24 protein-coding genes and 1 tRNA gene are annotated in these 26,136 nt (G+C 65.7%); 6 read left to right on the forward strand and 19 right to left on the reverse strand.

Translation table 11 applies throughout. From position 1 onward, the window contains the following. Positions 1–7 precede the first annotated feature (7 nt). Positions 8–886: an undecaprenyl-diphosphate phosphatase gene (locus G3N59_RS21595; protein ID WP_205984666.1), complete on the forward strand. Its 879-nt coding sequence runs from the start codon at positions 8–10 to the stop codon at positions 884–886. An 85-nt stretch (positions 887–971) separates the two neighbouring features. On the opposite strand, the gene trmB is transcribed toward G3N59_RS21595, so the two are convergent. From trmB to G3N59_RS21620, 5 genes are all read right to left on the reverse strand, one after another. Continuing rightward, positions 972–1,799, reverse strand: a complete 828-nt coding sequence (trmB, locus tag G3N59_RS21600; protein WP_205984667.1) for a tRNA (guanosine(46)-N7)-methyltransferase TrmB — start codon at positions 1,797–1,799, stop codon at positions 972–974. Positions 1,800–2,100: 301 nt separating this feature from the next. Continuing rightward, the gene (locus tag G3N59_RS21605) at positions 2,101–2,310 is read right to left on the reverse strand and encodes a hypothetical protein (protein ID WP_241023712.1); all 210 of its coding nucleotides are present in this window, start codon (positions 2,308–2,310) and stop codon (positions 2,101–2,103) included. 294 nt (positions 2,311–2,604) lie between these two features. Next, positions 2,605–2,679 (reverse strand) — tRNA-Gly (locus G3N59_RS21610). A 128-nt stretch (positions 2,680–2,807) separates the two neighbouring features. Next, positions 2,808–3,371, reverse strand: coding sequence for a YggT family protein (locus tag G3N59_RS21615; RefSeq protein WP_205984669.1), 564 nt, complete (start codon positions 3,369–3,371; stop codon positions 2,808–2,810). Positions 3,372–3,427: 56 nt separating this feature from the next. Further along, positions 3,428–3,748 carry an EthD family reductase gene (locus G3N59_RS21620; protein WP_205984670.1) on the reverse strand — a complete coding sequence of 107 codons (321 nt, stop codon included), beginning with the start codon at positions 3,746–3,748 and terminating at the stop codon, positions 3,428–3,430. Positions 3,749–4,487: 739 nt separating this feature from the next. Between G3N59_RS21620 and G3N59_RS21625 the strand changes: the two genes are divergently transcribed. Continuing rightward, complete coding sequence (locus tag G3N59_RS21625; RefSeq protein ID WP_167336019.1) at positions 4,488–4,649, forward strand: hypothetical protein; 162 nt, start codon at positions 4,488–4,490, stop codon at positions 4,647–4,649. 407 nt (positions 4,650–5,056) lie between these two features. Then, positions 5,057–5,365: a hypothetical protein gene (locus G3N59_RS21630; protein ID WP_205984671.1), complete on the forward strand. Its 309-nt coding sequence runs from the start codon at positions 5,057–5,059 to the stop codon at positions 5,363–5,365. Between the two features lie 162 nt (positions 5,366–5,527). On the opposite strand, the gene G3N59_RS21635 is transcribed toward G3N59_RS21630, so the two are convergent. The 3 genes from G3N59_RS21635 to G3N59_RS21645 all read right to left on the reverse strand — a co-directional run bounded on the left by G3N59_RS21635 (position 5,528) and on the right by G3N59_RS21645 (position 9,469). Beyond that, positions 5,528–6,202, reverse strand: coding sequence for a LysE family transporter (locus G3N59_RS21635; protein WP_205984672.1), 675 nt, complete (start codon positions 6,200–6,202; stop codon positions 5,528–5,530). 80 nt (positions 6,203–6,282) lie between these two features. Next, entirely contained in the window at positions 6,283–7,755 is a 1,473-nt protein-coding gene (locus tag G3N59_RS21640; protein ID WP_205984673.1) for an NAD-dependent succinate-semialdehyde dehydrogenase, read from the reverse strand. A gap of 130 nt (positions 7,756–7,885) precedes the next feature. Continuing rightward, positions 7,886–9,469 (reverse strand): UbiD family decarboxylase, encoded by a 1,584-nt coding sequence (locus G3N59_RS21645; protein ID WP_205984674.1) that lies wholly within the window; start codon positions 9,467–9,469, stop codon positions 7,886–7,888. A gap of 610 nt (positions 9,470–10,079) precedes the next feature. Here G3N59_RS21645 and G3N59_RS21650 point away from each other — a divergent pair. Then, positions 10,080–11,300, forward strand: coding sequence for a transglycosylase SLT domain-containing protein (locus G3N59_RS21650; protein ID WP_205984675.1), 1,221 nt, complete (start codon positions 10,080–10,082; stop codon positions 11,298–11,300). A 92-nt stretch (positions 11,301–11,392) separates the two neighbouring features. On the opposite strand, the gene G3N59_RS21655 is transcribed toward G3N59_RS21650, so the two are convergent. From G3N59_RS21655 to ribBA, 4 genes are all read right to left on the reverse strand, one after another. Beyond that, positions 11,393–12,586, reverse strand: a complete 1,194-nt coding sequence (locus G3N59_RS21655) for a pyridoxal phosphate-dependent aminotransferase (RefSeq protein WP_205984676.1) — start codon at positions 12,584–12,586, stop codon at positions 11,393–11,395. Between the two features lie 110 nt (positions 12,587–12,696). Next, entirely contained in the window at positions 12,697–13,131 is a 435-nt protein-coding gene (gene nusB / locus G3N59_RS21660) for a transcription antitermination factor NusB (RefSeq protein WP_205984677.1), read from the reverse strand. Beyond that, positions 13,128–13,637, reverse strand: a complete 510-nt coding sequence (ribH, locus tag G3N59_RS21665) for a 6,7-dimethyl-8-ribityllumazine synthase (protein ID WP_205984678.1) — start codon at positions 13,635–13,637, stop codon at positions 13,128–13,130. The genes nusB and ribH overlap by 4 nt, the downstream gene beginning before the upstream one ends. Positions 13,638–13,761: 124 nt before the next feature. Then, complete coding sequence (gene ribBA / locus G3N59_RS21670; protein WP_205984679.1) at positions 13,762–14,922, reverse strand: bifunctional 3,4-dihydroxy-2-butanone-4-phosphate synthase/GTP cyclohydrolase II; 1,161 nt, start codon at positions 14,920–14,922, stop codon at positions 13,762–13,764. Positions 14,923–15,237: 315 nt separating this feature from the next. Here ribBA and G3N59_RS21675 point away from each other — a divergent pair, with 315 nt between their 5' ends. Next, the gene (locus tag G3N59_RS21675) at positions 15,238–15,543 is read left to right on the forward strand and encodes a HigA family addiction module antitoxin (RefSeq protein WP_205984680.1); all 306 of its coding nucleotides are present in this window, start codon (positions 15,238–15,240) and stop codon (positions 15,541–15,543) included. Positions 15,544–15,569: 26 nt separating this feature from the next. On the opposite strand, the gene G3N59_RS21680 is transcribed toward G3N59_RS21675, so the two are convergent. From G3N59_RS21680 to G3N59_RS21700, 5 genes are all read right to left on the reverse strand, one after another. Then, on the reverse strand, positions 15,570–17,402 hold the full coding sequence (locus G3N59_RS21680; RefSeq protein WP_205984681.1) for an ABC transporter ATP-binding protein: 1,833 nt from the start codon (positions 17,400–17,402) through the stop codon (positions 15,570–15,572). Between the two features lie 440 nt (positions 17,403–17,842). Beyond that, complete coding sequence (locus tag G3N59_RS21685) at positions 17,843–18,478, reverse strand: riboflavin synthase (protein ID WP_205984763.1); 636 nt, start codon at positions 18,476–18,478, stop codon at positions 17,843–17,845. A gap of 41 nt (positions 18,479–18,519) precedes the next feature. Then, positions 18,520–19,674 (reverse strand): bifunctional diaminohydroxyphosphoribosylaminopyrimidine deaminase/5-amino-6-(5-phosphoribosylamino)uracil reductase RibD, encoded by a 1,155-nt coding sequence (ribD, locus tag G3N59_RS21690; RefSeq protein WP_205984682.1) that lies wholly within the window; start codon positions 19,672–19,674, stop codon positions 18,520–18,522. A gap of 98 nt (positions 19,675–19,772) precedes the next feature. Next, positions 19,773–21,071 carry a glutamate-1-semialdehyde 2,1-aminomutase gene (gene hemL / locus G3N59_RS21695; protein ID WP_205984683.1) on the reverse strand — a complete coding sequence of 433 codons (1,299 nt, stop codon included), beginning with the start codon at positions 21,069–21,071 and terminating at the stop codon, positions 19,773–19,775. A gap of 220 nt (positions 21,072–21,291) precedes the next feature. Next, a complete protein-coding gene (locus G3N59_RS21700; protein ID WP_205984684.1) occupies positions 21,292–21,903 on the reverse strand; it encodes a hypothetical protein in 612 nt (203 codons plus the stop codon). Between the two features lie 236 nt (positions 21,904–22,139). On the opposite strand from G3N59_RS21700, the gene G3N59_RS21705 reads away from it, so the two are divergent. Then, a complete protein-coding gene (locus G3N59_RS21705) occupies positions 22,140–23,378 on the forward strand; it encodes a Bcr/CflA family multidrug efflux MFS transporter (RefSeq protein ID WP_205984685.1) in 1,239 nt (412 codons plus the stop codon). Positions 23,379–23,458: 80 nt separating this feature from the next. Here G3N59_RS21705 and G3N59_RS21710 read toward each other — a convergent pair whose 3' ends face one another. Together G3N59_RS21710 and pgl are read right to left on the reverse strand one after the other, a co-directional pair. Next, entirely contained in the window at positions 23,459–25,375 is a 1,917-nt protein-coding gene (locus tag G3N59_RS21710) for a bifunctional transcriptional regulator/glucokinase (protein WP_205984686.1), read from the reverse strand. Then, complete coding sequence (pgl, locus tag G3N59_RS21715) at positions 25,356–26,057, reverse strand: 6-phosphogluconolactonase (RefSeq protein WP_205984687.1); 702 nt, start codon at positions 26,055–26,057, stop codon at positions 25,356–25,358. The genes G3N59_RS21710 and pgl overlap by 20 nt, the downstream gene beginning before the upstream one ends. Between the last annotated feature and the right edge of the window lie 79 nt (positions 26,058–26,136).

A 26,136-nucleotide genomic window follows, 5' to 3' on the forward strand; every position in this document is an offset into this window, starting at 1 on the left:
AGCAGGGATGGACTGGATCGTGACGTGCAAGGCCCTGATTCTGGGCATTGTCGAAGGGCTGACGGAGTTTCTGCCGGTTTCCAGCACGGGACACCTGATCGTGGCCGGCAGCGTGCTCGGTTTCGACGGCGAGTACGAAAAAACCTTCGACGTGGTGATCCAGTTCGGCGCGATCCTCGCGGTGTGCTGGGAATTCCGCCGCAAGATCGGCACGGTGGTGGGCGGTTTGCCGACCCGACCCGATGCGCGGCGCTTCGCCCTCAATGTGATCGTCGCGACGATTCCCGCCGTCGTGCTCGGGCTGATGTTCGAGAAGGCGATCAAATCGGCATTGTTCTCGCCGGTGCCGGTGGCCTGCGCGCTGGTTGTCGGCGGCTTGATCATCCTTTGGGTGGAAGGGCGCATGCGCGCGGCGGCCGGTGTTGCCGGAAGCGCGGCGGGCAGTGTCGCCGTTTCAACCGCCAGGCCCGCGCGCGTGAATTCGCTCGACGAAATCACGCTGCTCGACGCCTTCAAGGTGGGCTGCGCGCAGTGCTGCGCGCTGATTCCGGGCATGTCGCGCTCGGGTTCGACGATCATCGGCGCGATGCTGTTTGGTGTCGAACGGCGCGTCGCCACCGAGTTTTCGTTCTTTCTCGCGATTCCGGTGATCTTCGGCGCGACGCTCTACGAACTGCACAAGACGTGGCAGACGCTGTCCGCCGACTGGCTCGGCCTGTTTGGCGTGGGCTTTATCGCCGCGTTCGTGAGCGCGTTCGCCTGCGTGCGCTGGCTGCTGCGCTACGTGGCTTCACACGACTTCACTGCGTTTGCCTGGTATCGCATCGTCTTCGGGCTGGTGATCCTGCTGGTCGGCTATGGCGGCGGGCTCGACTGGGGCGATTGACGCCGGTTTTTCGATATTCCAGAAATGCAAAACGGGCGCCGCGAGGGCGCCCGTTCTGTTTGCTGGCTGTGCGCGCAGACGGCTATCAGACCACGCGACGCTTGAACACCAGATCCCACACGCCATGGCCGAGGCGCAGACCGCGGCGCTCGAACTTCGTCACCGGACGATAGTCGGGGCGCGGCGCGTAATCGGCGGCCGTGTTTTCGAGCGCGGCTTCGGCGCCGAGCACTTCGAGCATTTGTTCGGCGTAGTTCTGCCAGTCGGTCGCGCAGTGCAGATACGCGCCCGGCTTCATGCGCGAGATCAGCAACTGGACGAACTTCGGCTGGATCAGGCGGCGCTTGTGATGGCGCGCCTTGTGCCACGGGTCGGGGAAGAAGATGTGCACGCCGTCGAGGCTGTCGGGCGCGATCATCTGTTCGAGCACTTCGACCGCGTCGTGCTGGATGATGCGGATGTTCGTGAGTTCCTGCTCGCCGATCAGCTTGAGCAGCGCGCCCACGCCCGGCTCGTGTACTTCCACGCCGAGAAAGTCGTCGTTCGGACGCAGCGCGGCGATTTCCGCTGTGCTCGCACCCATGCCGAAGCCGATTTCCAGAATACGCGGCGCCTGACGGCCGAACGTGGTGTCCCAGTTGGCGGCTTCGGGCGTGTACGGCACCACGAAACGCGGACCGAGTTCGTCCATCGCGCGGCGCTGGCCGGTCGACACGCGGCCGGCGCGCGTCACGAAGCTGCGGATGCGGCGATGGTGCAGGGCGTTTGCTTCGGTACCTTCTTCGGTACTGTCTTCAGCACCTTCTTCGGCACCGGTTTCTGCATCGGCAGCGGCCGGTGCTTCGTGCGTCTCGTCCGCAGGGTCGGACGGCGTGCAGCCAGGACGGGCTGCGTCGTTCGGATCGTGGTTCATCTTCGAGGATGGCAGGTGAAGGCAGCGCAGGGCGGCTGAACTCGCAGGCCCGACAGGCTGGCGGTCATGCCCGGTTTATTCAGTCGCAGGCGGCGCTTGACGGACGCAATGCCGCCGATGATCGCTGTTGGTCACTGTTGGTCGCTGCAAGCGGGCTCAAGGCGACAAAGGCCAAAGGCCGCGGATTCGGGCAGGTCGGTGTCCACTGGCAGTCAGCGGGGCACGACCGGGCGACGCGCATTATATCAGTGCGGCCGGTGAGGCCAGGCGCGTGCGGCGTCGGCGCGAGGCCAGTCCGGGGTCAGTCCGAGGAAATGGTCACGTGCATCCGCGTGGGATCTCTCAGCTCGAATTCGCCGATGCGGCCCGCGCGCACGTCGAACAACAGGCGCGTGAGATCGGCGGCGCGTGCCTGCTGACGCTGCACTTCGGCAGGCGGGCGGTCGTCTTTATTGGCGAGCAGTGACGTGCGTATTTTCACAATCAACGCAACGGCACTGCGGCGGGACATGAAGAATCGTTCCATCGATGAAGTCCTGCGCGCGGGCACGCAGGGGAAAAGCGCGGGTGATTTGCGGGTATTTTTGCGGGCGGGTCGATCGCCGAGGCACAGATGCTAGCGCAACGACCCCGATCCACGCAGCGAAGCGCGCAGGCGCAACGACGGCTGAACGCACGAAGGCAGCAGCGCAACACGACAAAAGAGGGGAACGGTGCAGCGAAGGCGCGGCCAGCGTGGCGCTTGATGCCGACCTGCTGCGTACTGACTGCGGCAGGGAACGGCGTGAAAATCAGCGTGAAATTCTGGAGCGGGCGATGGGAATCGAACCCACGTCATCAGCTTGGGAAGCTGAGGTAATGGCCATTATACGACGCCCGCAGAGCGCGCCATTTTACGCGGATTTCGCCGGGTTGCGCAAATATGGGCAACCCGGCGCAGTGATTTCACTGGGTGTTACGTCAAAGCCGGACGTCAAACCCGGCTTCGATTACGCATCGGATCAGCCGTCAGATCCCGAACAGCGTCAGCGACACCGCCGCGCGCGTGACGACCATCAGCAGCACCTGCACGATCACGAACAGCAGGATCGGCGAGAGATCGAGGCCGCCGAGGTTCGGCAGGATGCGTCGCAGCGGGTTGAGAAACGGCGCGGTCACCTGGAACAGCACGGGCATGGCGGGCGAGCGCGGATTCAGCCACGACAGCAGCGCCATCAGAATCGTCAGCCAGATCAACAGGTTGAGCGCCCACTTCACCAGCGTGAGCACCGCGACGATCAGCAGCGTAGGCAGCAGGCCGATCGGGTCGACGCCCACGAGCCAGACCATCAGCAGCACGTACACCACGGACGCGAGCAGCGCCGCGACCACGCTCGCCCAGTCGATGCCGCGCACGCCAGGAATCACGCGGCGCAGCGGCAGCACGAGCCAGTTGGTGGCCTGCTGGATGGCGTGCGTCACCGGGTTATACGGTGGCACGCGCACGTACTGGAGCCAGGCGCGCATCAGCAGCGCGGCGCCGAACAAGGTGAAGACGGTATTGAGCAGAAAACGGGCGATATCGCCGAACATCGGTGTCTTTTCCTTCTTGTGGTGAATGACGGCACGCGGCGACGCGTGCGGGCGAATCAGACCTCGATCTTGATCTCGCTGATCAGGATCGTGCCGTTGCCGCCGTCGGTGTAATTGGGAATATCGTCGATGAGCACCTTGTCGTGCGCTGCGAACACCTCATAGAAGGCGTCGAGCGTTTCGAACAGGAAGTGCCCGGCCGCCACGTAGGGCGGCGGCGTGCCCGGCGGGCCCGCGTTGATGCCGATGTCGACCGACCAGCCTTTGCAGGCTGCCCCGAACAGCTGCGCAGCGAGCGGCATATGCCGCGTGGTGTAGTACTCGCTGTCGAACCGGCCGTTTTCCCGATACGGATAAAGGATGCTGACCTTGATCATTGTGCGTTCTCGTCGATGAATCCTGAAGCGTATAGCGCTGTGCGGTCCTGTGCCGGCAAATGCGCGCCGGCCACTGGCGTTGCCACATTACCACGGCTTACGCCTCGTCAGTATGGGCGCAGGACGCGGCCGCCCTTGCCGGCGTATTGGCGTCGCGCACACGATTCTGACAGTGTTTTTGGTAAACCGTTACAGTGGTTCGGACGATCGCAGCGTCGCGCAATGTTCGCTGACGAACCGAAGCGATCCGCATACTGCAGTTAAAAAGAGTGCGTGGGCAAATGGCGGCGCGCCAGAACGACAGATAGCGCCGGATAGCGGCAGTCAGCCGCTGACAGAATTCATGAAAGATCCGTGGCACGGATTCTGCTGCGCGAACGTGGGCGCGCATATTTGAGGTGACGATCGCAGGACGCAGCCGGCAGGCGCAGATCGAACGATCTGCGCGAGTGCCAGGCGCGCGCGGTCGAAGCCCCGGGGCGCAGGCGGCGAATCTCAAGGCCGCCCATGCTTGTCGGCTGTATCAAGCCGATAAGTATCCGCAAGCACCCGCGAGCGCCAGCACGGCCGGCGCGCCACGAACAGGTGTCCAGCGATATGTCCGGTGTGCCCGGCTATCTCGCCACAGCGCGGTCGCGGTTCGCCGACCTGCGCACAATGATTTCCATGACTGCGGTTTTCCTGTTGCTGTCGTGCAATTGGGCTGTTTCCTGGCGGTAGTCCGATTCGGGAGGTCACCATGAGCATCTTCGCTTACCGTAAACATCTGCGGTTTCTCACGCCCCATCAACGCCGTCGTTGGTGGGATCAGAAGAAGCGCCTCACGCCCCGCGTGCAGATCAGCGGCGCGTATGTGCCGCCAAGCGTCTCGCGTGAATTTGCCTATGTGAAGGTTGGCTAGTACGCGACATCCCGTTTGATCGACGTATTTGAGACGAAGCCCGGCCGTTGCGCCGGGCTTCGTCGTTTCCGGGCGCCGATGCGCGTTCGCGACACGCCGGGCCGCGTTCCCCCAGTCAATTTGTAATCAAACATTACCTGAGTATCAGACGCCTCGACGCGCAGGTCCGGTAACTCTGACCGGGCGTGCGGCCTGCGCCGTCTGGACGGCGCGATGCGGCGCCTTTTGTGTCGATTCGTAGCAGAAATTTTCCTGTTTGCCTTGATGCGTCGCACTGAACGCACTTTAAGCAATTGCAATTTGCAACAAATGCTGACCTTTGGCGACGTCCGATTTAGATAGAGTAAGGACGTGGGCACTGCCCGTTATGTGGAGCGACGCTGTCGTCGGCCGCCAGGAGAAGAGAAGTGAAAAAGACCGTTCCGTTTATCGTTGCTGCTGCGCTGGGTTTGGGGTTGGTTAGCGCGGCGCAGGCACACGTTTCGGTGGGTATCGGCATTGGCATTCCGGTCGCACCGGCTTATCCCGTCTACGCCGCGCCGGTGTATGCACCGCCGCCGCCGCCCGTGTACTACGCACCGCCGCCGCCGGTGGTCTACGCGCCGCCGCCCGCCGTTGTCGTGGGCGGTTACGGTGGCTATGGCTACTATGGCCGTCCGTACTATCACCATGGCTATGGCTACCGCGGCTATCACGGCGGCTGGTATCGCCACTAAGGTTTGAGGGTGAGGCGGCGGATGGCGGGGGCCATCTGCCCGTCTTGATCACCTGATTTGCAAAGGCGCAACGCCGGTTCATACCGCGTTGCGCCTTTGTCGTTTTTGCGCTGATTTTGCGTCGAATTCGCGCCGATTCAGCGTACTTCCCGCCGCCACGCTTTACGACGCGCCCGTGCCGTGCAGGATCAGATCGCGATAGCCATGCACGATCACGCTATAAGAAAACCACGCAAACAGCAGCGCCGACAGCACGTGACACGCGCGCAGCAGCCCGGTGCCGGCGCGCTTGCGCCCATGGCTCGCCAGCCCGCACAGAAACAGCGTCCAACCCAGCCCGCCGAGAAAAAATCCCGACAGAAATAGCGCGGCCGAACCGGCGCTCGTCGCGCCCGATTTGGCGATCAGCGCGCCGCCGACCGCCGCGAACCACAAAATCGCGCTGGGCGACGAAATCGCCAGCAGCACGCCGCGCATGAAACTGCGCCACGGGTGCGGCAGCGGCGAAGCGCTGTCTTCCTCGCCCTCGACGGGCGGCGCCTTGGCGGGATTGAGCGCCTCGCGCGCCATCTTCCAGGTGAGCATCAGCAGCACCGCCGCGCCGCCGATCCACACGATCCAGCGCACCGGCTCGAACTGCAGCAGCGCGGCCATGCCGGCCAGCGCGAGCGCGGCGTAAATCAGATCGCCGAAACACGAGCCGAAGCCGAGCCAGAAGCCCGGCCGGAAACCATGCGAGAGCGTGAGCGAGAGGATCGCGACGTTGACGAGACCAATATCGAGGCACAACGAAAGCGACAGAAAAAAGCCGTCGGACAGCAGAGAAACGTGAGACATAAAACCCGGTTTGTTGTTGTCGTGCGCCGCGTGCCGTCATGGCGGTCACGCGGCGGTTGCGTCATCGTGCGGTCGCGCCTTCAGACGCCGATGCACAGATACTTCAGTTCGACATATTCGTCGATGCCGTACTTCGAACCTTCGCGCCCGAGGCCCGACTGTTTCACGCCGCCAAACGGTGCGACTTCGTTCGAGATCAGCCCGGTATTGATGCCGACCATGCCGTATTCGAGCGCTTCGGCCACGCGCCAGATGCGGCCGATATCGCGGCTATAGAAATAGGAGGCGAGGCCGAATTCGGTGTCGTTGGCGAGTTCGATCACCTCCGCTTCGTCCTTGAAACGGAACACGGCGGCGACCGGCCCGAAGGTTTCCTCGCGCGCGATCAGCATGTCGCGCGTGACCTCGGCGAGCACGGTCGGCTCGACGAAACGGCCCGCGCTGGCCTGACCGCCCGCGATCAGTTTTGCACCTTTCGCAGTGGCGTCTTCCACGTGTTTCGCGACCTTGGCGACGGCGTCGTCGTCGATCAGCGGGCCCTGATTCACGCCCGCCTCGAAGCCGTTGCCCACCTTGATCTTGCGCGTGGCCGCGGCCAGTTTGTCGACGAACGTGTCATAGACCGAATCGTGCACGTAGAAGCGGTTCGTGCACACGCAGGTCTGCCCGGCATTGCGATATTTCGAGATCATCGCGCCTTCGACGGCGGCTTCGATATCGGCGTCGTCGAACACGATAAACGGCGCGTGACCGCCCAGTTCCAGCGCTATTTTCTTCACCGTCGGCGCGCATTGCTGCATCAGGATGCGGCCCACCGGCGTCGATCCCGTGAACGAAAGATGGCGCACGACATCGCTTTCGCAAAGCGTTTTGCCGATCTCGATCGAGTTCGCCGAATCGGCGGTAATCACGTTGAACACCCCCTTGGGCACGCCCGCGCGCTGCGCGAGTTCGGCGAGCGCGAGCGCACACAGCGGGGTCTGTTCGGCAGGCTTGACGACGATCGTGCAGCCCGCCGCGAGCGCCGGCGCGACCTTGCGGGTGATCATCGCGATCGGGAAATTCCACGGCGTGATCGATGCGCACACACCGATCGGCTGCTTGAGCACGACGAGCTTGCGGTCGGCGGCGGGGCTCGCGAGCACGTCGCCGTTCACCCGCTTGGCTTCTTCTGCGAACCATTCGAGAAATGATGCGCCGTAGATCACTTCGCCGCGCGCTTCGGCGAGCGGCTTGCCTTGCTCGGCGGTCATGATCGCGGCGAGATCGTCGGCGTGTTCGATCACGAGGTCGTACCAGCGGCGCAGCACGGCGGCGCGTTCCTTGCCGGTCCTGGCGCGCCACGCCGGCAGCGCGGCATGCGCGGCGCCGATCGCGCGGCTCGCCTCGGCCGCGCCGAAGTCCGGCACGCGCGCGATCTCCGAGTTATCGGCGGGATCGAGCACGGCGAAGGTCGCGGCGCCGCCGCTCCACTCGCCGTCGATCCAGGCGCGCGTCTTGAAGAGGGCAGGATCGTTTAGCTGCGTCAGGCGTTCGGATGCCAACTGGCTCATCGTCGTTACTCCTCAATGCATGAGCGCTGCGGCTCACGGCGAGCCGCAGCGGGCGCGGCGTCGCAAAGGCGTCGCGGATGAAGGGCAGGGCGCGCGCCGCGGCCCGTTGCGGGCCACGACGCTTCGCGCCTCAGGCGCGGCCGAGTCCGAGTTCGTCGTAGAGACGGTCTACGCGCATTTTTACGTCCTGACTCATCTCGATGGCCTGGCCCCACTCGCGGTCGGTTTCGCCGGGCCATTTGTTGGTCGCGTCGAGGCCCATCTTCGAGCCGAGACCCGCCACCGGCGACGCAAAATCGAGATAGTCGATCGGCGTGTTTTCGACGAGCACTGTATCGCGCGCCGGGTCGATGCGCGTCGTAATCGCCCAGATCACTTCCTTCCAGTCGCGGATATCGACATCTTCATCGACCACGACGATGAACTTCGTATACATGAACTGGCGCAGGAAGCTCCAGACGCCGAACATCACGCGTTTGGCGTGGCCGGCGTAGCTCTTCTTCATCTGCACGATCGCCATGCGATAGCTGCAACCTTCGGGCGGCAGATAGAAGTCGGTGATCTCCGGAAACTGCTTTTGCAGCAGCGGCACGAACACTTCGTTGAGCGCGACGCCGAGCACGGCGGGCTCATCGGGCGGCTTGCCTGTATACGTAGAGTGATAGATCGCGTCGCGGCGCATCGTGATGCGCTCGACCGTGAAGACGGGGAACCACTCCTGCTCGTTGTAATAGCCGGTGTGATCGCCGTACGGACCTTCGAGCGCGTGCTCGTACGCGGCGCTCGCGCCTTTGACCGGACGCGGCGGCGCGCCGGCCGGGGCGGGCGACGGTGCGCCTTCCTGCGGATAGATGAAACCTTCGAGCACGATCTCGGCGCGCGCGGGCACCTGCAGCGTGTCGACGCCGGGCGTCAGGCACTTCGCGAGTTCGGTGCGGCCGCCGCGCAACAGGCCGGCGAACTGGTATTCGGAGAGCGTGTCGGGCACCGGCGTGACCGCGCCGAGGATCGTCGCCGGATCGGCGCCGAGCACCACGGCCACGGGGTAAGGTTTGCCAGGATTACGCAGCGCAAACTCGCGGAAATCGAGTGCGCCGCCGCGATGCGCGAGCCAGCGCATGATCAGCTTGTTACGGCCGATCAACTGCTGGCGGTAGATGCCCAGGTTCTGGCGCGTCTTGTTCGGCCCGCGCGTGACCGTGAGACCCCAGGTGATCAGCGGACCGGCATCGCCGGGCCAGCAGGTCTGGATCGGCAGCTTCGCGAGATCGACATCGTTGCCTTCCCACACAATTTCCTGGCAGGGCGGCGCGCTCACCGTCTTCGGCGCCATGTCCCAGACGGCCTTGGCGAGCGTGAAGAGCTTGCCCGCGTCCTTCAGGCCGCGCGGCGGTTCGGGTTCTTTCAGCGCGGAGAGCAGGCGGCCCACGTCGCGCAGCGACTCGAGCGCGGCGCTGTCACCGTCGCTGCCGGAAGCCGGCGCGTCGATACCCATGCCGAGCGCAACCCGCCGCGGCGTGCCGAACAGATTGCCGAGCACGGGGAACGCATGGGTCGAGCGGTTCTCAAACAACAGGGCCGGGCCACCGGCGCGCAGCACGCGGTCGCACAGCTCGGTCATTTCCAGTACCGGAGAGACGGCCTGCGGCACGCGGCGCAGTTCGCCCATCGTCTCCAGGCGACCGACGAAGTCGCGCAAGTCTTTGTATTTCATCAGGATAGGGTCGGAGCCGCAGCGCGCGGCAGTGCAGATATCAAAGCGGGGCTTTTAAAAGGGACTTAACAGACTAAAAAGCATCCCAAACCAGCCGGATTCGATTGTCGATTTTACCTGCGTTACCTGACGCACGTTGGCAGGCAGATCCGGCAACTGGCCGCAGACGCGCGTACCACGCGGGTCTGCCCGGATTGAACACTGTTCATTATTACAATTAGTTATAGATTTGACATTCTATAGTGTTGACGGTCTATAAATCCCTGCTAGAATTCGCCCACATTGGTTGCAGGGCTTGCAATTTTTAACCACCGTCCCGGTCCTTCAGACGCAACGCGTCACCGTTAGCCGATTCCCTGCACGGCTTTTTCACGGTCTAGATTGGCTGTCCTCGCCGGCGCCTTTGCGCCGGCTGTTCGCGTGAGAACCCCCACGCGCCGCTCACGGCGTGTCAGTTGTTCCTGAGGGGTTCCACCCACGGCGTACTTTGCCGTTTTCCCGACGTCGCTGCCGCACCAGCCAGGGCGCGCGGCGTCTTGATCCTGCGATTGGCCTTCGGCCTCGCGCCGACTTCGGTCGTCGGATCATGCACCATGGGGAGATCTGTTAGATGAATACCTGGTTATCGTGGTGGCGCGCCGATGAGCGTCTCGCTCTTGGCTTGCGTGCGCTGCTGCGGCGTGGCACGCGTCTGAGTCATCACCTGTTCAGCATCGTCGGCGGTTGCGCCGTCGTACTCGCGCTCGCTGTGTGGCTTCTGCCCACGTGGCGCGGCACGCTGGCCGCACGCATGATGCCTTTCGTTTCCGCCGCCGTGCAGGCTGGTCCCGCCCGCCTGCTGCAAGGCAATCCGCTGCCTTCGCTGATGCCCTCGGGCACGGCGTCCAGCGACGACAACAACCCAGCCGATGGCGCGACCCTGCCCACGGCGCTCGTCCCGGATACCGGCCTGCATGGCGCGGGTATCTCGCCGGCCGGCTCGAACGGCGCAGTCGCCCATGTGGCGAGCAGCGTCTCGAACGGCGGCATGGCCACGCTCGACGCGGTCACGCTCAACGGTCTCGATCCGCGTTCGCTGCCGAGCGTCGGCACGCTGGCGCGCATGATTCCGTCGCAACGCATCACGCCCGACGCTCGCGACGACCGCGTGCTGGTTTCGGCGCGTGAACAGGCGATGGTCGCCACCTATATCTCGCGCCGCTACCGCGTGGCGCAGGAGCCGGTGGGCGAACTCGTGAAGGCCGCCTTCGACACGGGCCGCGAAGTGGGGCTCGATCCGCTGCTGCTGCTCGCCGTGATGGCGATCGAATCGGGCTTCAACCCGTACGCCGAAAGCGGCGTGGGCGCGCAAGGCCTGATGCAGGTCATGTCGAAGGTGCACTCGGACAAGTTCCAGTACTTCGGCGGCCAGAGCGCGGCGCTCGATCCGCTTGCCAACATCAAGGTTGGCGCGCTGGTCCTGAAGGACTGCATCGCGCGCGGCGGTTCGCTGCCGGGCGGTCTGCGCCTGTACGTCGGCTCGACCTCGCAGGACGACGGCGGCTACGGCGCCAAGGTGATGGCCGAACGCTCGCGTCTGCGTGATGTCGCGCACGGCCGCAATGTGCCGATAAACGGGCCGCAAGCGCCCACCACGACGGCCAGCACCACGGGCACGCAGAAGGTGGCGAGCATCAACGGCACGAACGGCGACAAGCGCGTGCACATGACGCTCGAAGGCGCCCACGCGCTGATCGAAAAGACCTCGGCTTCGACTGCGCCTTCGCAGGACGATGCCAGCACCAGCGGTGCGGCGGCCCAGAAGCACGGCCAGCCCGAGCTTGGCGCTTAAAGTCTGAGCATCGAGCCCAGCCACTGGAAAGACCGGACGTAACGAAAAAGGCACCCTCGGGTGCCTTTTTCCATTGCTGAACCGACGGCGGATCAGCGCTCGAACAGGGTGCGCAGTCGCGCGACGGCTTCTTCCAGCCGTTCGTAGGCCGTGGCGTAGGAAAGCCGCACATATTCGCGTGGCCAGGCCACGCCGAAGTCCATGCCCGGCACCATCACCGTGCCGGCGTCGTGCAGCATCGCGCGGGTGAGCGCGTCGCTGTCGCCGGCGGCGGGATGGTTGACCTTGGTGCAATCGGCGTAGACATAGAACGCGCCGTCCGGCATCACGGGCACCGTGAAACCGAGCGATTCGAGCGCGGGCGCGATGAAGTCGCGGCGGCGCTTGAACTCCAGCCGGCGCGCTTCGTAGATCTTGAGCGTGTCGGGCTCGAAGCAGGCGAGGGCCGCGTGCTGCGCGAGCGCCGATGCGCAGATAAACAGGTTCTGCGTGAGCTTTTCAAACGCGCCGACCAGCGAAGGCGGCACCACGAGCCAGCCCAGACGCCAGCCCGTCATATTGAAGTACTTCGAAAAGCTGTTGACCGTCACCACGTCGTCGCCGAACGAGAGGGCCGAGACCGGCGGTTCGCCGTACGACAGCCCCTGATAGATCTCGTCGACGATCGTAAAGCCGCCGCGCGCGCGTACGGCGTGCACGATGCGCCTGAGTTCGTCGGCTTCGATCGAGGTGCCGGTGGGATTGGACGGCGAAGCCAGCAGCACGCCGCGGGTGCGCGGCGTCCACAGACGCTCGACATCGTCGGCGGTCAGCTGGAAACGCGCTTCGGGGCCGCTCGGCACGAGTACCGGCTTGCCTTCCGCGGCGGCCACGAAGTGGCGGTTGCACGGGTAGCACGGGTCCGGCATGAGCACTTCGTCGTCGCGATCGACGAGCGCCGTGCAGGCGAGCAGCAGCGCAGCCGATGCTCCAGCCGTCACCACGATGCGCGCCGGATCGATCGTCAGCCCATAAGCGTGCTGATAATGCGCGGCGATCGCCTCGCGTAGCGGGTGAATGCCAAGCGAGTTGGTGTACTGCGTGATGCCCTGGCGCAACGCGGCGGCCGCGGCTTCTACGACAGGCTCGGGCGCCGTGAAATCCGGCTCGCCGATACCCATGTGGATGATGTCGCGTCCGGCGCGTTCGAGCTTCGCAGCTTCCTTCGCCAGTTCCATGACGTAGAAGGGCTGGATCGCGTCGACGCGCGCGGCAAGCCGCAGGAGCGGTTCGGCAACGGTGTTCATGCGGGAAATTCCAGTGCTGGCGCGCATGGCGGGCCGCTGGGCGGGCGCGGGCCTCAAGGCCCGGCGCCACGCCAGCTACGCCATGTCACGCAATGACGAACTGCGACGGCTTACGACTTGCGGGCGTTCTGCGCTTCGGTGGCGCGCAGTTGCGCCGCGAGCTTGTCGAGCACGCCGTTGACGTACTTGTAGCCGTCCGAGCCGCCGAACGTCTTCGTGAGTTCGACTGCTTCGTTGATGACGACGCGATACGGGATATCGACGTGATGCTTGAACTCGTAGGTCGCCACGAGCAGCACCGCGCGTTCGACGGGCGAAAGCTGCTCGATCGGACGGTCGAGGCAAGGCGCGATCGCGGTGGACAGTTCGTCCGCTTCGCGAATCACGCCGTGCAGCAGCGCGTCCAGATGCTCGTGGTCGGCCTTGTCATAGCCCTGCGAACCGCGCAGTTGCGCATCGACTTCACCGGCGGGCACACCCGACAGTAGCCACTGATACAAGCCCTGCGTGGCCAGTTCGCGGGAGCGGCGGCGCGCGCTCTTCATTGCTGTTCCTCTTCGTCTTCTTCCTCGTCGTCGTCACCGCCGTCGAGTTGTTCCAGGGCGACCGTCAGGTTCGCCATTTCGACTGCGACGCGTGCGGCGTCACGACCCTTTTCGGTCATGCGCGCGACGGCCTGCTCGTCGTTTTCGGTCGTCAGGACCGCGTTCGCGACCGGCACGCCGAAGTCGAGGCCGATGCGCGTGATGCCCGCGCCGCTCTCGTTCGAGACCAGTTCGAAGTGGTACGTTTCGCCGCGCACGACCGCGCCGAGCGCGATCAGGGCGTCGAACTGGCCGCTTTCGGCGAGCTTTTGCAGCGCCAGCGGGATTTCGAGTGCGCCCGGCACGGTGACGAGCAGCACGTCTTCGCCCGTCACGCCGAGGCGTTCGAGTTCTTCGATGCAGGCGTCGGCCAGGCCGTTGCAAACGGGTTCGTTAAAGCGCGACTGGACGATGCCGATGCGCAGGCCGTCGCCGTCGAGGTTCGGTTGGTATTGTCCGATTTCCATGTGATATCCGTAGGTTCGGTTGAGCGTGGTGACGCGTGAAAGTGTGCGTGCGACGCGGCGTAGTGTATCGGGCTTTGCCGGCCAGGCCGATTTCGCGGCCTGACTTCGACTGACTGGGCTTGCCTTACTGCGCCGTGCGCTCGGCCGTTTCCGGCGGGCAGGGCGCTTCGGCGCCACCGCCCGGCATCGGCACGAAGCCGGTGACTTCGAGACCGTAGCCGGACATACTGCCCAGCCGGCGCGGCTTCGAGAGCACCTGCATGCGGCCCACGCCGAGTTCGCGCAGGATCTGCGCGCCGACACCGTAGGTCTTGAAGTCCACGGGCCGGCGTGCGAGCGCCTCCGCGCGCTCTTTCTGGTCGAACGCCTTGAAGACATCGACCAGATGTTCCTTGCTCTCGCCGCAGTTGAGCATGACGATCACGCCGAGATCGCGTTCGGCGATCTCGCGCATGGCGGCGTCGAGCGTCCACGAGTGCGTGGACGAGCCCGTTTCCAGCAGATCCAGCAGCGACAGCGGTTCGTGCACGCGCACCGGCGTTTCCGTATCCGGCGAGGGCGTGCCGCGCACCAGCGCGATGTGCGGCGTGCCCGTCGGGCGATCGACATACATGATCGCGCGGAAGGCGCCGTGAGCCGTGTGCATGGTGCGTTCGGCCACGCGCTCGACGATCGATTCGGTGCGGCTGCGATAGTGGATCAGGTCGGCGATAGTGCCGATCTTGATGCCGTGTTCCTGCGCGAACTCCATCAGGTCGGGCAGGCGCGCCATCGTGCCGTCGTCCTTGATGATCTCGCAGATCACCGAAGCCGGCGTCAGACCCGCGAGCGCGGTGAAGTCGCAGCCCGCTTCCGTGTGGCCCGCGCGCACCAGCACGCCGCCCGGTTGCGCCATGATCGGGAACACGTGGCCCGGCTGCACGATATGCTCGGCGCGGGCGTCGTGCGCCACGGCCGTCTGGATCGTGCGCGCGCGGTCCGCGGCGGAAATGCCCGTGGTGACGCCTTCGGCTGCTTCGATACTCACCGTGAACGCCGTGCCGTACTGCGTGCCGTTGCGCGAGGTCATCAGCGGCAGGTTCAGCAGCTTGCAGCGCTCCTGCGTGAGCGTGAGGCAGATCAGCCCGCGGCCGTACTTCGCCATGAAGTTGATGGCTTCGGGCGTGACGAATTCCGCCGCGATGACGAGGTCGCCCTCGTTTTCACGATCTTCTTCGTCAACGAGGATCACCATCTTGCCGGCTTTCAGTTCGGCGATGATCTCAAGGGTGGAGGCGAGCGTCATGGTGGGATTCTGACTGGAAAGCGCACATTTTACGCCAGGCGGGCGGGCGCGTCGCCCAGAACGGGGGCGATGCGGCGGGTTTTCGGCGCCGCGCACGCTCCCGGCGGCCTGTGCCCGCGCAACGGCGGCGTGGCCTCACGGGCCGCCGCCCGCGCCAGCATTGGCCGAACGGCTAGCGCGTCGAGTCGTGGCGCGGTCGCGACAATAGTAACGTTTTGCGTTATTAACGCAGAGCGTTACTATTCATGGCGATGACATGACAGGCGGCGCGGCCTTGCAGGCGCGCGTTATCGACTATCAGCAGGGAGGTTGAACATGGCACGGGACGTTCCGCTCGCCACGCCGGGCGCGATCCTCAACGAAGACTGGCTCAAGCCTCTGGGCATCAGCCAGTACGCGCTCGCCAAGGCGATTGGCGTGCCGCCGCGCCGCATCAACGAGATCGTGCTCGGCAAGCGTGCGATCACGGCCGATACGGCGGTGCGTCTCGCCGTCTACTTCGGCACCGACGCGCATCGCTGGATGGAACTGCAGGCGCACTACGACACGGAACGCGCGCGCGAGGCGCTGGCGGACGTGCTCGCCGGCATCCAGCCGCACGTGCGCGCCGAAGCCGCCTGACGTACCGCGCGGCTTCGGCTGCACGTTTAGCGCAGGATCACATCGTCGTCGGCGAGACCCTTCGTCAGCTCCAGCGCCTGGCGCTCGAACAGGCGTCGATACAGCCCGTTCTCGCGGCGCACGAGCGCGTCGTGCGTGCCTTCTTCGGCCACGCGTCCGCGCTCCAGCACCAGCAACCTATCGAGCGAGCGCACGGTCGACAGCCGGTGCGCCACCACCACGGTCGTGCGGCCTTCCATCAAGCGCTCCATCGCGTGCTGGATCAGCACTTCGCTTTCGCTGTCGAGGCTCGACGTGGCTTCGTCGAAGATCAGGATCGGTGCATCCGCAAGGAACGCGCGCGCAATCGCCACACGCTGGCGCTCGCCGCCGGAAAGCTTCACGCCGCGCTCGCCCACCAGCGTGTCGTAGCCGCGCGGCAGCGCCATGATGAAATCGTGCGCGCTCGCCAGCTTCGCGGCGTGGACGATTTCGGCATGCGTCGCGCCGGGCCGCGCGTAGGCGATGTTCTCCGCGAGCGTGCGGTGGAACAGCACCGGCTCCTGCTGGACGATGGCGATCTGCGCGCGCAGCGAAGCCTGCTGCACGCGCGCGATATCCTGAGCGTCGATCGTGATGCGGCCTTCCGAGGCGTCGTAGAGGCGCTGGATCAGCTTGATCAAGGTGGTCTTGCCCGAGCCCGAATGGCCGACCAGACCCACGCGCTCGCCCGGCGCGATCCGCAGATTCAGGTTCGCGTAGAGCGGCCGCTCCAGCGCGCCATAGCGGAACGTCATGTTTTCGAAGCGGATATCGCCGCGATCGATCACGATGGGCGGCGCGCCCGGCACATCCTCGATACCGAGTGGCTGCGCGTCGAGCATCACCAGTTCTTCCATGTCGTTGACCGAGCGCTGCAGATTGCGCACGTGCATGCCCACATCGCGCAGATAACCCTTGAGCAGGAAGAACAACGTGAGCGCGAACGTGATGTCGCCGACGCTCGCCAGCCCGCGCGACCACAGCAGCAGCGCCGAGCCGAGAATCGCCGCCTGCATCGCCACCAGCAGCGCGCCCTGCACGCCGCCGTTGAAGGTGCCGCGCCGCCACGTGCGCCGCGTGCGGCTATCCCACTTGTCGATCACGCGCGCGAGCCGGGCTTCTTCGCGCGACTCGGCGCCGAAGGCCTTCACGACCGGATTGCACGAGACCGCATCGGCGAGCGCGCCGCCCATCTTCGTGTCCCACTGGTTCGCCAGCCGCGCGGAAGGCGCCACGTAGAACAGCGACAGCGAGACCGTAATCGCCAGATAAAGCGCCGAGCCGATCCCCACCACGAGCCCCATCAGGTGCCACTGCACCGCGAGCAGCACCGTCGATCCCACCAGCATCACGAGCGACGGGAAGAGGGCGACCAGCAGCGTGTCGTTGAGCAGATCGAGCGCCCACATGCCGCGCGTGATCTTGCGCACGGTCGAGCCCGCGAAGCTGTTGGCGTGCCAGTCGGTCGAGAAGCGCTGCACGCGATGAAACGCGTGCGTGGCGACTTCGCCCATCATGCGCAGCGTGAGCACGATGATGTTCTGGAACGCAGCCTGACGCATCAGCGTGCCGGCGAGTCCGAGCGCCGTGAGCGCCCAGAACGCGAAGACGGCCGCATGCCAGGCGACATCGTTGCCGCTGGCGGCGTCATGTGCCAGAGCATCGACGAGCTGGCCGGCGTAGTGCGGCGTGAAGACGTCGGCGAGCGCGCCGAGCAGCGCGGCCAGCGCCACCGCGCTCACGCGCCACGGCTGGCGCGACCAGTGCCGGAAAGCAAAGCCCAGCACCTTGCGGAAGGTGTGGCCGCCGGAAACGGAGTGTTTGTCTTGATCTGTCATGGACAGCGTGCCCCGGCCAAAAGACCCGGAGACTTCCCTGAAAGAGAGGAAAAAACGAAGAGCGACGGCAACGCATTCCGGCAGGAATGCACCGGACGCCAAGCCACAAAAAATCGCTGGAAAATGACGCGGCGGGAACAAGCCCGCTGCGCCGCGACAACCTACGGCTGCGGTCGACCCGCTCGACGGAGGATGCCGGCGCCGATAGCGCCACGAGACATCACCCAAACCGGCGGCATGACAGCAGCCATCTCGATCGTTGCCATCTGTGCCTCCTTGCGAAGTTCGGGTGAATAAGAGTGCGGCATGCTGGCGCATACCGCGAGAGGAATAGTCCGAATATTAGCAGCGCGATCGATCTTGCGCTTGCTGGTTGCGCGCTGCGTGAGACACGGCGCGCGCTTCAACTAACCGTCAATCAAGCACCAACCAAGCGGCGATCAATCCTGCGCCGCGCCGGTCTTCGCGCCGGCCGAGAGCATCCGCTCCACATAGCGCGCGATCAGATCGATCTCCAGATTGACCTGGGTGCCCGCCGCGAGATGCTTGAGCGTTGTGACTTCCACCGTATGAGGAATCAGGTTGATCGAGAACTCGCAGCCATCGCCGCGATCGTCGACGGAATTCACCGTCAGGCTCACGCCGTTCACGGTGACCGAGCCCTTGTAGGCTAGATAACGGCCGATTTCCACCGGCGCGAGAATGCGCAGTTCGTGCGACTCGCCCACCGGCGCGAAACGCGTGACCGTGCCCAGACCGTCGACGTGGCCCGAGACGATATGGCCGCCCAGGCGGTCATGCGCGCGCAGCGCCTTTTCCAGATTCACTTCGCCCGTTTGCGCGAGGCCCACGGTGCGGTTCAGGCTTTCGCGCGAGACGTCGACGTCGAAGGTCGTCGCGGTCTTGGCGATCGCGGTCATGCACGCGCCCTGGATGGCGATGCTGTCGCCCATCTGCACGTCGTCGAGGTCGAGGCCGCCCGCGTTGACGGTGAGGCGCACGCCGGCATCGGCGTCGGCGCCGAGGGGCTTGATCGATTCGATGCGGCCCACGGCCGCGACGATTCCGGTAAACATCTGGCTGTCCTTTGACGGTTCGTTCAGTACGTTCAAGAGATTCATTGTGCGTCCTCGCCGGCGTCCTGCGCGGCCTCGTCGGCGCCGGGGTTCGGCACGAGGCGCGCGAGAATGCGCAGATCGTCGCCGACGCGATCGATCGTGTGGAAGTTCAGGCGCGTGCGCGCGTCGAGCGAGCCCGGCGCGGCCAGATCGACCATGCCGAGCGACTGCGTGCCGAGCAGCGAAGGCGCGAGATACACCAGCAACTCGTCCACGCAGCCTTCGCGCAGCAGCGAGCCGTTGAGCTTGTAGCCCGCTTCCACGTGCAGTTCGTTCACGCCGCGTGCGGCGAGTTCGCCGAGCATCGCGGGCAGATCGACCTTGCCGTGCTCGTTGCCGAGCGCGACGATTTCCGCGCCGCGTGCGCGCAGCGCTTCGGCGCGTTCTTCGGTGCTGGCGTCGAGCTTCGAGCAGAACACCAGCGTAGGCGCGCCCACGAAGATCTGCGCGAGCGGCGAGGCGTCGAGACGGCTGTCGATCAGAATGCGGCGGGGCTGGCGCGGCGTGTCGATCGCGCGCACGGTCATGCGCGGATCGTCTTCCTTCACCGTGCCGATGCCCGTGAGAATGGCCGAAGCGCGGGCGCGCCAGGCATGACCGTCGGCGCGTGCGGCTTCGCCGGTGATCCACTGGCTTTCGCCCGAGGGCAGGCCGGTGCGGCCGTCGAGCGTGGCGGCCACTTTCATGCGCACCCACGGACGCTTGCGCGTCATGCGCGAAACGAAGCCGATGTTCAGCTCGCGCGCTTCATTGGCGAGCAGCCCGCAGCGCACGTCGATGCCCGCATCGCGCAGGATCGACAGGCCGCGCCCGGACACCATCGGGTTCGGATCTTCCATCGCCGCAATCACGCGTGCGACTTTCGCCTCGATCAGCGCGTTCGCGCAGGGCGGCGTGCGGCCGAAGTGGCTGCACGGTTCGAGCGTCACGTAGGCGGTCGCGCCGCGCAGGTCGTGGCCGCGCGCGCGGGCATCTTTCATCGCCTGGATTTCGGCGTGATCGAAACCGGCGGGCTGGGTGAAACCTTCGCCGATCACCACGCCGTCCTTCACCAGCACGCAGCCGACGCGCGGGTTGGGATCGGTCGTGTAAAGGCCGCGCACCGCGAGGGCGAGCGCGCGCTCCATATGGACGAAATCGGATTGCGAGAACATCGTCGAACTTTCTCCGCGGCGGCGGTCGGGTGGAACCGGCGAGGCACGCGCCTCGCCTGCGGCTGATTTGTTACGGCGCTTCGAGCTTGCTTTTCGGCTTACTTCTCGGCGAACGCGCGGCGTGCGGCGGCGATCGTTTCGTCGAGGATCGCGTCGTCATGGGTGCTCGACACGAAGCCCGCTTCGTATGCCGACGGCGCGAAGTACACGCCCGCGTCCAGCATCTGATGGAAGAAGCGGTTAAAGCGCGCGACGTCGCTCTTCGTGACTTCGGCGAAGCTGCCCGGCACCTTCTCGGCGAAGTAGAGGCCGAACATCGCGCCCACGGAATCGGCGACGAACGGCACGCCGGCTTCGCGCGCGGCCTGCGACAGACCTTGCGCGAGGCGCGTGGTCTTTGCCGTCAGGTTCTCGTAGAAGCCCGGCGCCTGGATCAGTTGCAGCGTCTTCAGACCGGCGGCGACGGCGATCGGGTTGCCCGAGAGCGTGCCCGCCTGGTAGACCGTGCCGTTGGGCGCGAGATGATCCATGATTTCGCGACGACCGCCGAAGGCCGCCGCCGGCATGCCGCCGCCGATCACCTTGCCCAGACAGACGAGGTCGGCTTCGACGTTGTAGAGCGCCTGCGCGCCGCGCAGACCGACGCGGAAACCGCACATCACTTCGTCGAAAATCAGCACGCTGCCGTGCTTCGAGGTCAGCGCGCGCAGCGTGTTGATGAATTCGGGCGTGGCCTTCACGAGGTTCATGTTGCCGGCGACCGGCTCGATGATCACGGCGGCGATCTCGTCGCCGAACGCCTTGAACGCTTCTTCCAGCGCCGCGACATTGTTGTATTCGAGCACCGTGGTGTGCTTCGCGATATCGACGGGCACGCCCGCCGAAGTCGGGTTGCCGAACGTGAGCAGGCCGGAACCGGCCTTCACCAGCAGGCTGTCGGCGTGACCGTGGTAGCAGCCTTCGAACTTCACGATGCGGTCGCGCTTCGTGTAGCCGCGCGCCAGACGCAGCGCGCTCATGGTCGCTTCGGTGCCGCTCGACACCATGCGCACCTGTTCCATCGACGGGACGATCTTGCAGATTTCCTCGGCGATCTCGATTTCGGCTTCGGTCGGCGCGCCGAACGAGAAGCCGTTGGCCAGCACGCGCTGCACGGCTTCGAGCACTTCCGGGTGCACGTGGCCGAGGATCATCGGGCCCCACGAGCCGATGTAGTCGATATAGCGTTTGCCTTCCGCGTCCCACATGTACGGCCCTTGCGCGCGTTCGATGAAGCGCGGCGTGCCGCCCACCGAACGGAACGCGCGCACGGGCGAGTTCACGCCGCCCGGAATGGTGCGCTGGGCGCGATCGAAGAGGGCCTGGTTCGTGGTCTGGGTGCTGGACGTGGAAGACATGAGTGCTGGACCTGCGAGAGTGGTGTCGGATGTCGGTTGCGGCGCGCGGGGCGAACGGGTCGGCGGCGTGCCGACGCCCGGCGTCGTGCGGTTGCGCTCGGGCCTGCGAGAGGGCGGGCCGGCGCGGGCCGCGGGCGAGGGGCGTTGCGTCTGAAATTGTACCGGACTCACGCCGAACGGGCCGGGGGCCGGACTGGACGGCGCGCCGCGCGTTGCCGGCTCAGGTTACGCCGCGCGTTCGGGCGGGGGCGGCGCGTTTGCGGGGTTTCGCTGGCGGCGCTTTGGCGTGGGCTTGTGCCTGCATTTGTGTCTGGGCTTGCGCTTCGGCCTGTTCCTGCGCCATGCGCGCGTTCTCCGCCGCATGCATGGCCGCGACCGCCAGCGCGGGCATCGGCCGCTTGCCGGTCAATTCGGCCCAGCGCTTTTCCAGCGCGCCCAGCGCGATCGGCTTGATGACGGTGCCCGAGCTTTGCGCGTCCCAGGTCTGTACCGACCACGGATGCACGCGCATCGCGTCGCGCGCGATCACCACTTCAGCCGACGCATCGACCAGCCAGTCATAGACGAAGTCGATACAGAGCCGATAGCCGCGCTTATACGCCGCATCGGGCACTTCATACGGCCCGCGCGTGACGTAGCCGGAGCCGAACAGACCGCGCGGCTCGGCGGCGACGCGATGCACGAACACGCGGTCGCCCGGCAGGATGCCGCGCGCGAAGCCGCAGCCCCAGGTATCGGTGACGGTTTCGCCGGCCTGCACGCGGCGCGCGAAGTCGGGCAGTTCGGGCCAGGGCCACTTTTTGGGGCTCCAGATCAGCAGATAGGCGCTCATGGGTTTCCGATGATGTATTTCGATGCGGCGTGCCGCGAGGCAAAGCGCGCAGCTTAGCGCATGGCGGGCCTGCGCGGTCCGGCCCACGTAAGCGGGTTGAAACCCTCGGGTACAATGTTCGCGCTACGTTGGCGCCGCGCTTCGCCGGGCTTGACGGCCCGCACCGCGCGATCCGGCCAATGACATCGAACCATCCAGAGCGCGCCTCACGCGCGTTCCGCTCCCAGCCGACTCCCATGTCCCATTCCCCGCGACGCCGGCCCGATGGCCGGCTGATCCTGCTGCTCGGCGCGCTCGCCGCCTGCGGCCCGCTCGCCACCGACATGTACTTGCCGAGTCTGCCCGCCATCGCCCAGTCGTTCGGCGTGTCGGCGTCGGCGGCCGCTGCCACGCTCACGAGCTTCATGGCCGGTTTCTCGATCGGCATGCTGCTGTACGGTCCCGTTTCCGATGCCTATGGCCGCCGTCCGGTGCTGCTCGGCGGCATCGCGCTGTTCACGCTCGCGAGCATCGCGTGCTGGCTGTCGTATTCGGTGGGCGAACTGACCTTCGTGCGCTTTTTGCAGGCGCTCGGCGCGGGCGCGGCTTCGGTGCTCGCGCGGGCCATTGCGCGCGATGCGCACGAACCGTCGGATGCGGCCAAGGTGCTCTCGATGGTGGCCATCGTCACGTCGATCGGGCCGCTGCTCGCGCCGTTGATCGGCGGGCAGTTGCTGCTGCTGGGCGGCTGGCGCATCGTGTTCGTCGCGCTGACGCTGTTCGGTCTCGCGTGCGGCGCCGCCGCGTGGTGGCGCGTGCCCGAAACCTGGCCGCGCGAAAAGCGCGAAAGCGCCGCCGTGCTGCGTTCGTTCGCGGCCTATGGCCGGCTGCTGCGCGATCCGCTGGTGTGGGGGCACATGCTCTGCGGTGGCATGGCGTTCGCGTCGATGTTCACCTATATCTCGGCCACGCCCTTCGTCTATATCGAGTACTTCCACGTTTCGCCGCAGCATTACGGGCTGTTCTTCGGCATGAACGTGTTCGGCATCATGCTCGGCAACTTCCTGAACACGCGCTTTATCGGCCGGCTGGGCACGCTGAAGATGATCTCGATGGCGTCGACGGTCAGCATCGTCGCGTCGTTCTTTGTCGCGCTGATGTGCGTGACGGGGTGGGGCGGGCTGTGGTCGATCGTGTTCGGGCTGTTCTTCGTGGTGAGCGTCGTCGGTTTGCTGGGCGCGAACTGCGCGACCGATCTGATGTATCGCTATCCGAAGAATGCGGGCGCGGCGGCGGCCGTGTTCGGCGCGGCGCAACTCGGGCTGGGCGCGTTTGCGAGCGCGGTGGTCGGCTGGTTTCCGGGCGTGTCGCCGCTGGGCATGGGCATCACGATCGGCAGTTGCGGCGCGCTCACTTGGGTGGGCCGCGTGCTGGTCGTGAAGTGGCACGCGCATCCGGCGCCAGGTGCGCCGGTGGCTAGTTCCACGCAGGCCTGACCGAGATCGGCTGGAACGCGGCTGGAAAACAAAACGGGACGTCATGCGACGTCCCGTTTTCATAGGTGCAGCGCGAACGATTATTCGCGCGGCGAAGACGACGCCCCGTGGCTCAGCCAGTCGAGCACGGCCGATGCATCGTCGTCGGCCTGTTCGCGCGCCTGCGCGACCGCATTGCTCACGTCGTTATCCGGCGAAGCGCGACGGATCGCGACGCCCACGGCGAGAATGTCGATCATCAGCAGATGCAGGATGCGCGAGATCATCGAGAGCTGCGACTCGCGCATTTCGATGTGATCGGTTTCCAGCGCCACGGTTGCGCGCTTGGCGAGCGGCGTGTTGCTCGACGTGATGGCGATCACCTTCGCGCCCGACTGCATTGCCACATCGAGCACGCGCAGCAGTTCCGGCGCGCGGCCCGACTTCGACACAGCCACGATCACATCGCCCTTGCCGAGCAGCGCGGCCGACGCCGCCTGCATGTACAGATCGCCATAAGCGATCGTCGGGATGCCGAAGCGGAAGAACTTGTAGTGCGCGTCCTGCGCGACGATGTGCGAGTTGCCGAGGCCATAGAACTCGATGCGTCGCGCGCCGTTGAGCAGCGTGATGGCCTGCTCGACCTGCTCGAAGTTCAGATGCTCGCGCAGCTGCAAAATGGCGGACACGGTGTTGTCCAGCACCTTCGCGCCGAAGTCGGTGGCCGTATCGCCCAGATGCACCTGGCTGTGGCTGACCGGAATCGTGCCGGTCAGGCCGGTCGCGAGCTTGAGCTTGAAGTCCGACAGACCCTGGCAGCCCAGCGAGCGGCAGAAGCGGATCACGGTCGGCTGGCTCACATCGGCCTTGCGCGCGATATCGACGATCGGATCGTTGATGATCGAGCGCGGATGATTCAGCGCGAGATCGGCCACGCGTCGCTCGGCGGGCGTGAGCGCGTCGCGCATCTGGCGGATGCGCTCGAACACCGCCGACGATCCACCGCCCGCGCGGTTCGACAACTGTTCCGCGAGAATCGCGGAAACGCCCAGAAACGCGGGGTATTCCGCGGTGATCACGTACGTGGGCACGTTCGACAGATAGACGTCGAAGCGGCCCTTGGCTTCGAAACGCTGACGGAACGACGAGCGCATGAACAGCTCGCCCAGACGTCCCACCACGCCGCCGCCAATATAGATGCCGCCGAGCGCCCCGAGCGTCACGGCGATATTGCCCGCGAAGCTGCCGAGAATGCCGCAGAAGCATTCGACCGTTTCCAGCGCGAGCGCTTCGCCGTCATGCGCGCGCTTGACGACTTCGGCGGGGTTGAGATCGGCGGGCACTTTCTTCTTGTCGCGCGCAGACAGCGCGCGATAGATCAGCTCGACGCCAGGCCCCGCGCACACGCGCTCGAACGACACATGCGGCCATTTCGTGCGCGCGTACTGCAGCACGATGTCTTCTCGCTCGTCCTGCGGCGAGAAGCTCGCGTGGCCGCCTTCGCTACCGAGCGCGATCCAGCGGTCGTCGGCGGGAATCAGGCCCGACACGCCCAGACCCGTGCCCGGCCCGAGCAGGCCGATCACGCTGTTCTGGCGGCGCTGGCCGCCGCCCACCTGAACGCGCTGCGCGTCGGTGAGACCCGGCAGCGCCATGGCGAGCGCGGTGAAGTCGTTCACGACCAGCAGCGTATCGAAGCCGAGCGCGCGGCGCGTCGCTTCGATCGAGAAGGTCCAGTCATGATTGGTCATGCGCACCTGGTCGCCGTCGACCGGGTTCGCGATGGCGATCGCCGCATGGTTCACGCGGCCGATCTTCGTATCTTTCAGATACTGCTGGATCACCTCGGCGACGCCCGGATACTGCGCGCACGGATAGACGCGCACCTGGCCGATATCGCCGGGTGCGGTTTCCAGCGCAAAGCGCGCGTTGGTGCCGCCGATATCGGCGAGCAGCCGTGCTCCGTCGGCGTGCTGGCCCGCGCCAGGGGCGGATTTGTTAGGCGCACCAGTAGACATCGAGTCTCACTCCCTTGTCGTTCGCCAGCTTCGAGATGGCGTTGTTTTGTTCTGTTGCAGCAGCCTGTTGCAGCACGTCGAGCTTGCGTTGTCCCGCGATCAGCAGGAACAGGCGATCGACCTGGCGCAGCGCCTGCATCGACCACGACACGCGCGCGTGCGGCGCGGCCTGCGGATGCACGGCCACGAACGGGCGCGCGGTGGTGATGGCTTCGTGCCACTCGGGGGCATCGGCGAAGATCGAGGCGGTGTGGCCGTCCTCGCCCATGCCCAGCACGGCCACGTTCGGCACAAAGCGCCGCGGATCGGCGTTGAGCGCGGCGACGTGCGCGTCGAGATCCTGATTCACGTCGACGAGCGGCAGGAAGTGCGCATGCGCGGCTTCATGCTGCAGCAGCGTGTCGCGCACGAGACGCGCGTTGCTGGCGGCATCGCTTTGCGGCACCCAGCGGTCGTCGACCAGCGTGACGTCGGTATGCGCCCAGTCGAAGCGATGCGTCGACAGATTCTCGAGAAACGGACGCGGGCTCGTGCCGCCGGAGACGGCGAGCGTCGCACGGCGCGCACCGGTGCCGGGCGCGGCTGCAAGAGCGGTGAGCGACGCATGTAACGCGTCGCCCACGGCTCGCGCCAGCGCGTCGGATTGGACGCGCGGGTCGTCGAATACGTGAAGCTCGATCACTTCTCCTCCAGGCTGCTTTTTTGTAGGTCTTCGGGGTCGTTCATCTGTCCGTTACGGTGTGCGCCGATGTCCTGCATCG

This window comes from Paraburkholderia sp. Ac-20340 (assembly GCF_017104965.1).
In the GTDB taxonomy this organism is placed as follows: Bacteria; Pseudomonadota; Gammaproteobacteria; order Burkholderiales; family Burkholderiaceae; genus Paraburkholderia.